At 41.7% G+C, this 12021-nt stretch carries 7 protein-coding genes, 12 tRNA genes and 1 rRNA gene; 19 read left to right on the forward strand and 1 reads right to left on the reverse strand.

Going from position 1 to position 12021, the window contains the following annotated elements; all coding sequences use genetic code 11:
* Positions 1 to 137 precede the first annotated feature (137 nt).
* The 14 genes from rrf (at position 138) to mnmH (ending at position 2830) form a co-directional block, all read left to right on the forward strand.
* Positions 138 to 253: ribosomal RNA gene (gene rrf / locus NRIC_RS11610) — 5S ribosomal RNA — on the forward strand.
* Between the two features lie 7 nt (positions 254 to 260).
* A tRNA-Asn gene (locus NRIC_RS11615) sits at positions 261 to 334 on the forward strand.
* Positions 335 to 385: 51 nt separating this feature from the next.
* Positions 386 to 474, forward strand: a tRNA-Ser gene (locus tag NRIC_RS11620).
* Positions 475 to 490: 16 nt separating this feature from the next.
* Positions 491 to 562, forward strand: a tRNA-Glu gene (locus tag NRIC_RS11625).
* Positions 563 to 575: 13 nt separating this feature from the next.
* Positions 576 to 648: transfer RNA gene (locus tag NRIC_RS11630), tRNA-Val, on the forward strand.
* Between the two features lie 3 nt (positions 649 to 651).
* Positions 652 to 727: transfer RNA gene (locus tag NRIC_RS11635), tRNA-Asp, on the forward strand.
* Between the two features lie 30 nt (positions 728 to 757).
* A tRNA-Phe gene (locus NRIC_RS11640) sits at positions 758 to 833 on the forward strand.
* A 1-nt stretch (position 834) separates the two neighbouring features.
* Positions 835 to 915, forward strand: a tRNA-Tyr gene (locus NRIC_RS11645).
* A 10-nt stretch (positions 916 to 925) separates the two neighbouring features.
* Positions 926 to 996, forward strand: a tRNA-Trp gene (locus NRIC_RS11650).
* A gap of 12 nt (positions 997 to 1008) precedes the next feature.
* A tRNA-His gene (locus tag NRIC_RS11655) sits at positions 1009 to 1081 on the forward strand.
* 15 nt (positions 1082 to 1096) lie between these two features.
* Positions 1097 to 1168, forward strand: a tRNA-Gln gene (locus NRIC_RS11660).
* Between the two features lie 70 nt (positions 1169 to 1238).
* A tRNA-Cys gene (locus NRIC_RS11665) sits at positions 1239 to 1309 on the forward strand.
* A 21-nt stretch (positions 1310 to 1330) separates the two neighbouring features.
* A tRNA-Leu gene (locus NRIC_RS11670) sits at positions 1331 to 1414 on the forward strand.
* A 375-nt stretch (positions 1415 to 1789) separates the two neighbouring features.
* A complete protein-coding gene (gene mnmH, locus NRIC_RS11675; protein WP_146622880.1) occupies positions 1790 to 2830 on the forward strand; it encodes a tRNA 2-selenouridine(34) synthase MnmH in 1041 nt (346 codons plus the stop codon).
* A 449-nt stretch (positions 2831 to 3279) separates the two neighbouring features.
* On the opposite strand, the gene NRIC_RS11680 is transcribed toward mnmH, so the two are convergent.
* Positions 3280 to 4113, reverse strand: coding sequence for a MerR family transcriptional regulator (locus tag NRIC_RS11680; protein ID WP_146622881.1), 834 nt, complete (start codon positions 4111 to 4113; stop codon positions 3280 to 3282).
* 74 nt (positions 4114 to 4187) lie between these two features.
* Here NRIC_RS11680 and NRIC_RS11685 point away from each other — a divergent pair, with 74 nt between their 5' ends.
* The 5 genes from NRIC_RS11685 to ilvN all read left to right on the forward strand — a co-directional run bounded on the left by NRIC_RS11685 (position 4188) and on the right by ilvN (position 11988).
* Positions 4188 to 5930, forward strand: coding sequence for an ABC transporter ATP-binding protein (locus NRIC_RS11685; RefSeq protein WP_146622882.1), 1743 nt, complete (start codon positions 4188 to 4190; stop codon positions 5928 to 5930).
* Positions 5911 to 7716 carry an ABC transporter ATP-binding protein gene (locus NRIC_RS11690; RefSeq protein WP_146622883.1) on the forward strand — a complete coding sequence of 602 codons (1806 nt, stop codon included), beginning with the start codon at positions 5911 to 5913 and terminating at the stop codon, positions 7714 to 7716. The genes NRIC_RS11685 and NRIC_RS11690 overlap by 20 nt, the downstream gene beginning before the upstream one ends.
* A gap of 390 nt (positions 7717 to 8106) precedes the next feature.
* On the forward strand, positions 8107 to 9789 hold the full coding sequence (gene ilvD / locus NRIC_RS11695; protein ID WP_146622884.1) for a dihydroxy-acid dehydratase: 1683 nt from the start codon (positions 8107 to 8109) through the stop codon (positions 9787 to 9789).
* 11 nt (positions 9790 to 9800) lie between these two features.
* Positions 9801 to 11510: a biosynthetic-type acetolactate synthase large subunit gene (gene ilvB / locus NRIC_RS11700; RefSeq protein WP_146622885.1), complete on the forward strand. Its 1710-nt coding sequence runs from the start codon at positions 9801 to 9803 to the stop codon at positions 11508 to 11510.
* A 1-nt stretch (position 11511) separates the two neighbouring features.
* Complete coding sequence (ilvN, locus tag NRIC_RS11705; protein ID WP_146622886.1) at positions 11512 to 11988, forward strand: acetolactate synthase small subunit; 477 nt, start codon at positions 11512 to 11514, stop codon at positions 11986 to 11988.
* The last annotated feature ends 33 nt before the right edge of the window (positions 11989 to 12021 follow it).

The raw sequence follows: 12021 nt of genomic DNA on the forward strand, positions 1-12021 counted from the left end.
CAGAAGTGGAAGTGCAGTGATGTATGGAGCGGACTGATACTAATCGATCGAGGACTTAACCAAAAGAAAGATTCTTGGTGAGATTTGATTTTTTGATCCAGTTTTGAGTGAACGAAGTTTACTCAAGAATAATAAAGTGTGGTGGCGATAGCAGGAAGGATACACCTGTTCCCATGCCGAACACAGAAGTTAAGCTTCTTAGCGCCGATTGTAGTGAAGGGTTTCCCTTTGTGAGAGTAGGACGTCGCCACGCAGATCATTCCGGCATAGCTCAGTTGGTAGTAGCGCATGACTGTTAATCATGATGTCGTAGGTTCGAGTCCTACTGCCGGAGTTTCTCAAGAGAGAAAAATAGTAGAGTGTTGGGCTTTTATGCTCCAGACTTGGAGAGTTGTCCGAGCGGCCGAAGGAGCATGATTGGAAATCATGTAGGCGGGTAATCCTGTCTCAAGGGTTCGAATCCCTTACTCTCCGTTTCGTTTTCATATCTGGCCCGTTGGTCAAGCGGTTAAGACACCGCCCTTTCACGGCGGTAACACGGGTTCGATTCCCGTACGGGTCATTTAATTAAATATGGAGGTTTAGCTCAGCTGGGAGAGCATCTGCCTTACAAGCAGAGGGTCAGCGGTTCGATCCCGTTAACCTCCATTTGGTTCCGTGGTGTAGGGGTTAACATGCCTGCCTGTCACGCAGGAGATCGCGGGTTCAAATCCCGTCGGGACCGCCATTTGATTAAAACTTTAAACTATTATAATATGGCGCGGTAGCTCAGTTGGTAGAGCAACGGATTGAAGCTCCGTGTGTCGGCAGTTCGATTCTGTCCCGCGCCACCATGGAGGAGTAGCGAAGTGGCTAAACGCGACGGACTGTAAATCCGTTCCTTAGGGTTCAGTGGTTCGAATCCACTCTCCTCCATATATTTCATAGGGGCATAGTTTAAAGGTAGAACAGCGGTCTCCAAAACCGTTAGTGTGGGTTCAATTCCTGCTGCCCCTGTTTTTAATTATGGCGACCGTGGCGAAGTGGTTAACGCACCGGATTGTGGCTCCGGCATTCGTGGGTTCGATTCCCATCGGTCGCCCTTTGTAACTAATATTGGGGTATAGCCAAGCGGTAAGGCAACGGACTTTGACTCCGTCATGCGTTGGTTCGAATCCAGCTACCCCAGTTCTTATTGGAATAATATATTCAGAAAGGTTTCTGAAAGTCTTGTTCTAATGGAAAAACAATAGTATAATGGCGGTATAGCCAAGTGGTAAGGCAGAGGTCTGCAAAACCTTCATCACCGGTTCAAATCCGGTTACCGCCTTAGTACTAAATATTAAAACATGCCGGCGTGGCGGAATTGGCAGACGCGCTGGACTCAAAATCCAGTGCCCGCGAGGGCGTGCCGGTTCGACCCCGGCCGCCGGTATTGAATGGTATAGCAACGTTTCCGAAAGGTTCGTTTAGCTATACCATTTTTTTTGAATCGTGTATACCAAAAGCATGATATTTTACTTTATGTAGCAAAAATGAATTAGCAAAAAAAATAGTAAGATATGAGGATAGAGAAGAGAAATTTTATACCAGACACCAATTTGGCAATCTAGCAAATCACAAAGATTTGGAAATTAATTTCAGCGGAAAAATAATTCCTACAGAAAGCAGGAAGATGGACGTTTATCTCTACTCCAGAATGACATTGCTAAAACAATTATTAAACGACTGGATAATTTCGAATAAGATTGTCATTTTGGTTGTGGTAAAATAATTAGTACAACATTTTGAATTAGAAAGTGATTATCCAATGAAACCAACTATTACCTATGAAGAGATATTAAAGATTAAGAGGGATAGACATATCGGCTTTGTCGATGTTCGCAGTCCAGGAGAATATCAGCATTCTACGATACCAGGAGCACATAATATTCCTATTTTAGATAATCAAGCCCGCGAAACTGTGGGAATTCTTTATGCGGAAAGAAAATTCAATGAGGCCAAACGATTTGCAATTGAATGGACTTCAGCAAGGCTTCCTGCCATGTACGATCAATATCAAAAGCTATGTCAAGAATATGATGAGTTAGTTCTTTTTTGCAGTCGAGGTGGAATGCGTTCGAACACGATTTTTTCCTTGTTAAAAGCAATCGGCATGCCGGTTAGCAGAATGGAAAGTGGGTTTAAAGGGTATCGACGCTATGTTGTTGAACATTTAGATGAGCAGTTATCAAAGGTTCATTTTGTTACGCTTTATGGACTTTCCGGCAGTGGTAAAACGGAAATTCTTAAAGAGTTGGCTGATCAGGGACAAAAGGTTCTTGATATTGAAGCTTGTGCAAATCATCGAGGATCTTTACTTGGTGGCATTGGCCTTTCACAACCTCATTCACAAAAGATGTTTGAAGCTTTGCTTTTTGATATCAGCAGAGACTGGCAAACTGGAGACATCATCTTCACTGAAGGAGAGAGTAAAAGAGTGGGGAATGTTATCCTTCCAAAAAAGCTTTTTTCTGCCATTCAAAAGGATACAAAAATCTTTATTGATGCTTCCTTAGAATATCGAGTCAACCAAATTCACAAAGATTATATTCAAGATAACGACTTGATAGAATTAACGAAAACTATCGAAGGCTTGAAGCACGTAATCAATCCAGAACGTGTACAAGAATTTCAAAAGCAGCTAGGTGCGAACCAGACGAATGCCGTCATTGAAAAGCTGCTTACATCTTATTATGATCCTAAATACAGCTATCAAAAGAAAGAATATCAAAAAACTTTTACGAATTTAAATTGCCGCCAGACAGCTGAGAAAATTATTGATTGGCTAACCTTTGAGAGAAATAGCTAGAAAATAATTACGAGTGTGTACTATGTGGTGATTAATTACGAAATGTATATCCCAGTATTAGAAATAGTAGCTAGCTTAAGTCATTCAAATCAAATATGCGTTATCTAGCAAATTTTTTTCCAAAAACAGCAGCCTGTCAAAAGTCCGACAGGCTACTCTACTTAATTCAATTAAAAGCACAAGCTGTTGGATTCCCCAATTTCCAACGATCAGGGTTCTCGAAGAAGCCACTTAGTAACCCCTCTCCTTTTGCATAGGGATAATGCGCTGCATATCATACCTTGGTACCTGCTAAACGTATTTTTTGTCGGAGCCTATCAACTTCTTGAAGCAAAAGTATCTCAAAATGCGTATACCTTTGAAAGATGAGAATTCTAAAGGTGGTTCTAAGAAAGCGAATATTTTGTGAAAATAGGCTAAGTTTGATGGTTTTTAGTATCTTTTCAGATTTACACAATCTGTTTGACTTGAATCAACACTTCAAATATTTGATCTTCAGGTTGTTCGGAAGTTGCTTCGTCCTGCCAAAGCAGTTCCCAGATATCTCCATCGATGACCAGATTGTGTTCTTTTAGGTATTTTTTAAAACGATTGTTGAAGATATTGATATGGTGAATCTCATCTTTGATAAATCCGGAAACATAAAATCCAGCTGGACGGGTGACGATTTTACTTGAGCGATAGTGAGCCAAACGATCGTCGGGTATTTTTACCAATGCTCGATAGGGAGCGGCATGAAAGTTTTCTTCATTAAATGCTGCACCTTCGACTAAAAAACCGATAGGATACCCGCTGAACAGATCCCTGCTCTCCACGGATGAGTAAAATCTTCCATAAACTTGTACGGAATCTATATCGTCAATTGTATCAATGATTTCTGAGACGACAAATGATTCCTCTTCTCTGAACGCATACGTAATTGATTCAAGATCGAAGTCCTTCAATCGCTCATATCGGTCAATAAAACTATTCAATGAGGCGCGAATTTCTTTTAATTGATCAATTTGCTGATCCACCTTTGCTCGTTGTGCTTGAAACTCTGTTAGAGCATAATCCACGTTCCGATTTTTCAAAAATTTCTGAATCTCTTCTAGAGGCATCCCAATGTTTTTCAATAATAAAATGACATCTAATTCAAAGTATTGATCGATTCCATAATAACGGTAGTGATTCTCACCGATTTTCGCTGGTTTAAAAAGATCGATTTGATCATAATAAATCAATGTGCGGCGACTAATGCCGGCATATTTTGCCATTTCGCTGATAGATAAGAATTTCTTGATAAAAGTTGCTCCTTTCGCTTGACTGTGACGTTGCGTTACAGTCTATTCTAACATCTGAGAAGGAGGAAAAGAAGATGAAATTAGTGAAAGGTTTTTTTATCAATTATAAAAAAATGTTCTTTGGCACCTTCATTTTGATGTTGTTGCAAGCTATTGGAACACTTATGATCCCTTATTTTGTTGCAGAGATTATTGATGACGGAATTATTACTCAAAACCTGGAGGCTATTTGGAGGAATGGAGGGTATATGTTGCTCATTGCTATTCTGACGGGGATTGTAGCCATAGCATCAAGTTATTATTCTGCTATTCTAGCCGGCCGTTTCGGCTTTTTTTTGAGAGAGCAATTAGTGAAAAAAACTCAGAGCCTGTCGTTAACTGAAATGGAAGAATTTGGAACACCGACATTGCTGGCACGTACAACTAGTGATATCACAAATATTCAGCAAATTCTGATGATGGTTTTCCAAATGATCATTCCGGCGCCGTTGATTTGTTTAGCGTCCATCATTTTAACGGGTATGATTTCATGGCGATTCATCTGGATCCCTATTTTATCGATCCTTTTGTTTTCTTTGGTTTCTTTATTCGTTATTAAGAAGAGTATTCCTCTAGCAGAAAAAATGCAGCAAAGAATGGACTTGATGATGAAGGTACTGCGTGAGTTTTATACGGGGGTACGCGTTATCCGGGCTTTTGACAAAGCATCGTTTGAAAAGACACGTACAGATGAGACTTTTGTTGATTACTCTCACGTGATGATCCATGTAAATAAACTATTCGCTGTGTTAAATCCAACTGTAAATCTTGTCATGGGAATCAGTATGACATTTGTACTGGCTTATGGGGGATCGCTCGTACTTCAAGGGGCCGTTCCGATCGGGAGTTTGACGGCTATCAGTGAATACACTATTTTGAGTTTATGGTTCTTGACGATGGCTGCCATGGTGATCGTCATGATTCCTAAAGGTTTGGCTTCCCTAGAACGGATCAATGAAGTTATTGAAACAGAGGAGACTATTTCGGATGGAGAACAGGTTCAATTTCAATCTGCTAAAGGAGAACCAATCGCTGTTTTTGATCATGTTGAATTTTCTTACAACGGTGCAGAAGAATCTGTCCTATCGGATATTACTTTCGAAATTCCAAGAGGGGTAACAGCCATTGTCGGTGGAACTGGCTCAGGAAAAAGCACGATTGCTAAGGCTTTGATGCGGTTTGAGGATGCATCCAAGGGGGAGATTCGATTTCTAGGAAAATCGATCAAAGAAGTCACGCAAGATGCTTTAAGAAGAAGGATCAGCTATGTCCCTCAGAAAGCATTTCTTTTCAGCGGAACAATCGAGGATAATTTCCTTTTCGGGAATCCTGAGGCAACAAAAGAAGAGATGGAAAAAATTGCCAGCATTGCTCAGGCTGCAGAATTTATCAATGGTTTGGAAAAGAAATACCAAGCACCGGTTGCTCAAAAAGGCAACAATTTTTCTGGTGGACAAAAACAGCGATTAAGTATTGCACGAGCACTAATCAAACCTGCAGATCTTTATTTTTTCGACGACAGTTTCTCTGCATTGGATTATCAAACAGATGCCAAGCTGCGGCAGGCCTTAAAAAATTACTTGACAGATGCAGCGATCGTCATTGTAGCCCAACGACTCTCTACAATAAAGGATGCAGATCAAATCATCGTTCTAGAAGAGGGAAAAATAATTGGCAAAGGGAACCATGATGAATTAATGGCTTCTTGTAATGTATACCAGGAATTCGCTAAATCACAAGGAATGGAGGAGAAGAAACATGAGCACGAAGCAAGCTGAAGAGCAAATAATGACAGAGAAGCCAAAAGATTTTAAACAAACGGGCTTCCGTCTTTTTCAATTACTACTTGAACAAAAAAAGCGCTTTATCATCATTGTATTCTCAGCTGTGTGTTTTTCAGCTCTAATGGCTGCAACACCTTTGATTTTAGGATGGGGACTCGATGGGATCATACGACTTTTGCAAAATCAACAGCTTTCTATCCACGCATTGCTCTCAGTTTTGGGTCAGCCTGTATTACTTCTGTTAGTTGCTTGGGGAGGGGTGTCGCTTTTTTCCCTACTTCAAGAGTATACTATGGCAAGTGTGGCAGAAACACTAACCTTGCGTTTAAGAAGAACATTGTCAGAAAAAATGAATCACTTGCCAATGCAGTTCTTTGACCAATATAAAACCGGCGATATTTTGACCCGAGCGACTTTAGATTTAGATAAGGTTTCTGAAGTACTGCAAGTCGGGTTGATGCAGCTGATCTCGGCCCTACTTTCGATCGTTGTCGGGATAGGAGTAATGGTTTATTTGAGTCCTTTCTTGACAATCGGAATTTTGGCCATTTTGCTGATTAGTCTTTTTTTAACAAACTATCTAGCACAGAAGAATCAAGATTATTTTTCTGAGAATCAAGCAGCATTAGGCGCTGTTGGAGCCAAAGCAGAAGAAAGCTACTCTGGAAATTTAGTAATCAAAGCCTACAATCGACAGGAAAAAACGATCGGTGAGTTAAATGCGTTGAACGAGGCACAATTTCAAGCTTTTAAAAAAGCTCAGTTCGTCAGTTTTGCGATCAATCCACTCATTCGGTTGATCAATCAGCTAGGGTTTGTCACCAGTGCGGTGATAGGCGGGATAATGGTAGTGAATGGTCAAATGTCGATTGGTCTAGTTCAGGCTTATTTACAATATGTTAATCAAGTGTCTGAACCTATCACTCAGGTTTCCTACGTGATCAACAGTTTGCAAAGCGCGTTTGCGGCTTTAGAGCGAATTTTCGAGATTCTAGATATGGATGAAGAGGTTGAACCTGCTCTAACAGTAAACATTCCAGAACGGTTGAAAGGGGAAGTAGCCTTTAAGCACGTTGCGTTTGGGTACAATCCTGAAAAATTATTAATGGAGGATGTTACGTTCAACGTTAAGCCAAAGCAAACGGTAGCGATCGTTGGTCCGACTGGGGCCGGTAAAACGACAATGATCAACCTCCTTATGCGTTTTTATGATATAAACAGCGGCCAAATTGAATTGGATGGAAAAAAAATTACCCATTTCTCTCGTGCGGATATTCGCCGGAAGTTTGGAATGGTGCTGCAAGATACCTGGATGTTTGAAGGAAGTGTTGCTGAGAATATTGCGTATGGAAAACCAGAGGCGACACGCCAGGAAATCATTCAAGCAGCCAAGGCCGCTCAATGTCATCATTTCATTCGAACACTCCCAAACGGGTACGATACCATTGTTTCCTCTGAAGATGGACAACTTTCACAGGGACAGCAGCAATTGTTGACGATTGCTCGAGCAATCTTGGCAGATCCTCAGATTTTGATTTTGGATGAGGCTACCTCAAGTGTGGACACGCGAACGGAAGAAATGATCCAACAGGCAATGGATCACTTAACGAGTGAACGAACTAGCTTTATTATCGCCCATCGGCTATCGACGATAAAAAATGCGGACTTGATTCTCGTCATGAAGGATGGCTCGATCATTGAACAGGGAGATCATACTAGTTTGATGAAGAAGGATGATTTCTATGCCAATCTATACAATAGTCAATTTGCTGCTACGTAAGAAATCATACTAGTTAAACCTCTCTTTTCATTAGCAATTTCTGGTGAAAATGGCTCTGGCTGTTTAAATGAATGAAACAGTTTATCCAATTTCACCAGATTATAAAAATATTCTGAAAACTCATTGACTTTTAATTTTATTAGCGGTATAGTTAATGAAATTAATGAAAAAACAATTAGACATTTGCTAATGTTAGGAGCCGTTTTTTATGCGCAAGTACGATCAGATGAATCAAATCGTCTTATTAATTATTGAGTACAGGACTTAGAACACCGGAGGAATGTTTATCCGAATGTTTGAGTCCTATTTGCGTTAAGGAATGGGATTCTTGCAAAAGCATCCCAATGTATCGTTGGGATGCTTTTTTAAATGGAACGGGAGATGAAACGTATGAGAAGTGATCAAATTAAAAAAGGGATCGATGCAGCACCCGCCAGAAGTTTACTCTATGCAACAGGACAAGTAAAAAATATTGAGGATATGAACAAACCGTTTATCGCCATTTGTAATTCTTACATCGACATTGTTCCAGGACATGTTCATTTAAGAGAACTGGCTGATGTCGCGAAAGAAGCGATTCGTGAAGCTGGCGGAATCCCGTTCGAATTCAACACGATCGGTGTAGATGATGGGATCGCGATGGGACATATCGGAATGCGTTATTCACTGCCTAGTCGAGAGTTGATTGCTGATGCGGCTGAAACGGTCATCAATGCTCATTGGTTTGACGGAGTATTCTACATCCCAAACTGTGACAAAATCACACCCGGCATGATTATGTCGGCTGTTCGAACCAATGTTCCTTCTATTTTTTGTTCAGGCGGTCCTATGAAAGCCGGGATTGATCCTAAGGGACATCAAACAACGTTATCTTCCATGTTTGAAGCTGTAGGCGCCTTTAAAGAAGGTCAAATGTCCGAAGCTGATTTCACCTTCATGGAACAAAATGCTTGCCCTACCTGTGGATCTTGTGCCGGAATGTTCACAGCGAATTCAATGAACTGCTTATTGGAAATGCTGGGCTTGGCTTTGCCAGGCAACGGGACGATTTTGGCTGTATCTGACGAACGCCGCGAGCTAGTGCGGCAATCTGCGCTGCAATTGATGGATCTGGTAGACAAACAAATTAAACCAAGAGACATCGTCACCAAGGAAGCAATCGATGATGCTTTTGCCTTAGATATGGCAATGGGAGGTTCGACCAATACCGTTTTGCATACGTTGGCTATTGCGAATGAAGCAGAAATCCAGTACGACCAAGAGGACATCAACGAAATAGCTAAACGAGTGCCTTATCTTTCTAAAATCGCACCGTCCTCTGCTTATTCAATGCATGATGTGCATGAGGCAGGCGGAGTTCCGGCAATCATAAATGAACTTGTTTCGATTGAAGGAGCGATTCATCCGGATCGGATCACTGTTACTGGACAGACGTTAAGAGAGAGTGTTAAGGAATGGAAAATCAAAAACCAAGAGGTGATTCATCCAAAAGAGAATCCCTACAGTGCTGTTGGTGGACTATCGATATTATATGGAAATATTGCTCCAGAAGGCAGTGTGATCAAAGTTGGAGGGGTAGATCCAAGTATCAAAGTATTCAAAGGAAAAGCGATTTGTTTCGGTTCACACGATGAAGCGGTTGAAGCGATTGACAATCATACGGTCGGAAAAGGACATGTGGTCGTTATTCGGTATGAGGGTCCAAAAGGTGGACCTGGCATGCCGGAAATGCTGGCTCCGACGTCGAGCATCGTGGGCCGAGGACTTGGAAAAGATGTCGCCTTGATTACGGATGGGCGCTTTTCAGGTGCCACAAGAGGAATCGCGGTTGGGCATATTTCACCTGAGGCAGCTGCTGGTGGTCCCTTAGCGTTGGTAGAAGATGGTGATACGATCATCATCGATCTCATTAACCGGACATTAAATGCGGAGATCACAGAAGAGGAAATGAAAAAACGCAACGATCGACTTGTAAAATTTGAACCTAAAGTTAAAACAGGATGGTTGGCTCGTTATTCTGCACTTGTTACTTCTGCCCATACCGGCGGAATCATGAAATTACCAGAAGATTAGGGGGAATCGTTATGGAAAAAGCGAAAGCTCAGACACAGCAAAAACAGAAAATGTCGGGAGCGAAGCTGCTCCTGGATTGCCTTCATAAGCAGGGAGTAGAGATCATTTTCGGATATCCAGGGGGTTCGGTTTTACCTTTGTATGATGCTCTTTATGATGAAACTAACATACCAAATATTTTAACTCGTCATGAACAAGGAGCAGTTCATGCTGCCGAGGGCTATGCTAAAGCGACGGGAAAACCTGGAGTAGTGATCGTAACCAGCGGTCCTGGAGCAACCAATGCGGTAACAGGTATTGCAGACGCCATGGGAGATTCAGTACCTTTAGTCGTTATTACTGGACAGGTCACTACACCAGGAATTGGGAAAGATGCTTTTCAGGAAGCGGACGTGCTGGGAATCACGTTGCCAATCACAAAAAACAATTACCAGGTTCGAGATATTGAAGAGTTGCCAAAAATCATTCACGAAGCATTCCACATTGCGACTACTGGAAGAAAAGGACCTGTGGTGATCGATCTTCCCAAAGACATGACTGTTTTGGAAGCTTATGCAGAGTGTGACAATGTGGTTCATTTAGAAAGCTATCAGCCAAATACGAAACCTTCTAAGTTGCAGATCGATCGTCTGATGAATCAGCTTTCCAAAGCGAAAAAGCCTGTTGTCCTAATAGGTGGGGGAGTGGTCGCAGCAGAAGGACACAAAGAACTCTGTCAGCTCATTGAACGCTATCAAGTTCCTGTTGTATCCAGTTTGCTAGGACTTGGAGTTGTGCCGAACAATCACGAATTATTTCTTGGAATGGGCGGCATGCATGGAACATACGCAGCAAATATGGCGATGATGGAAGCAGATCTGCTGATCAGTATTGGGTGTCGTTTTGATGATCGCTTAGCTTGTGATCCGGAAGCCTTTGCCAAAAATGCAGTCATTGCACACATTGATATCGATCCTGTTGAGATTGGTAAATTGATTGCAACAGATATTCCGATCGTGGCTGATGCAAAGATCGCTTTGCAGCAAATGCTGGAGACAACAGTTGATCAGCCTGATTGTTCTGAATGGGTGGCATTGTGTCAAGATAGGAGTCAGCAGCATCCTTCGCAGTACCAAGACAGCGATGAAAAAATCAAACCACAAAAGGTAGTTGAAATTGTGGGGGAACTTACAAAAGGCGATGCGTTTGTAGTAACAGACGTTGGTCAGCATCAAATGTGGGTTGCGCAATTCTATCCATTTAGTTTTCCCAAGCAACTTATCACCAGTGGCGGATTAGGAACAATGGGGTACGGGATCCCAGCTGGTATTGGAGCGAAGTTTGGCAAGAAGAATCGTTCAGTCGTTGTGTTTGTTGGCGATGGCGGATTCCAAATGACCAATCAGGAATTGGGTATTTTAAATATTTATGATTTAGATATCAAATTCATTCTTATGAACAACCATTCTTTAGGAATGGTTCGACAATGGCAAGAAAGATTCTTTGGGGAACGTCGTTCGCAATCCGTGTTGGATGTTCAACCAGACTTTATGAAAATGGCTGAAGCTTATGGCATCCAAAGTGTGAAAATCACCGAGCCGCGACGATTAGACGAACAGTTAGAAGCTGCTTTTGCAATGAAAGGGTCAGTACTGATTGAAGTGGTGGTTGACAATCGTGAACATGTGTTGCCGATGATCCCTGCAGGAAAGCCGAATGATCAAATGTTGGGGGTGGATTAACATGCGAAGAATGATTACTGCAATGGTTCACAACCAATCAGGCACGTTAAGCCGTATTACCAGTATCCTGAACCGTCGACAAGTAAATATCGACAACATATCGGTCGGAACAACGGAAACAGAAGGAATATCACGATTGACCATGATCATTCAGGCAGATACGCTGGCTGAAGTTGAACAAGTGACTAAGCAGCTGAATAAACAAATCGCAGTAGTAAAAGTATCTGATATTACAGATGAACCACATTTGGAGCGTGAATTGGCGCTGATCAAAGTCAGTGCACCTGCACCCGTTCGATCTGAAATCCAAGCAATGATTGATCCATTTCGTGCAGACATTGTTGATGTATCTTTAAAGTCAATCGTTGTTCAAGTTGCAGGGTCGACAGATAAGGTCAATGCCTGTATTGAGGTTTTAAAACCGTATGGAATCAAACAGATGGCTCGGACAGGTGTAACAGGATTTACCAGAGGTTAAACGCAAAAATTTGCTTTTAATAGATAGTTGAAA

Source organism: Enterococcus florum (genome assembly GCF_004309355.1).
GTDB lineage: Bacteria > Bacillota > Bacilli > Lactobacillales > Enterococcaceae > Enterococcus_A > Enterococcus_A florum.

Excerpts from the sequence above, each read along its gene's own strand:
- ilvB (WP_146622885.1), top strand. The coding sequence starts at position 9,801 with ATGGAAAAAGCGAAAGCTCAGACACAGCAAAAACAGAAAATGTCGGGA.
- ilvD (WP_146622884.1), top strand. The coding sequence starts at position 8,107 with ATGAGAAGTGATCAAATTAAAAAAGGGATCGATGCAGCACCCGCCAGA.
- mnmH (WP_146622880.1), top strand. The coding sequence starts at position 1,790 with ATGAAACCAACTATTACCTATGAAGAGATATTAAAGATTAAGAGGGAT.
- NRIC_RS11685 (WP_146622882.1), top strand. The coding sequence starts at position 4,188 with ATGAAATTAGTGAAAGGTTTTTTTATCAATTATAAAAAAATGTTCTTT.
- NRIC_RS11690 (WP_146622883.1), top strand. The coding sequence starts at position 5,911 with ATGAGCACGAAGCAAGCTGAAGAGCAAATAATGACAGAGAAGCCAAAA.
- ilvN (WP_146622886.1), top strand. The coding sequence starts at position 11,512 with ATGCGAAGAATGATTACTGCAATGGTTCACAACCAATCAGGCACGTTA.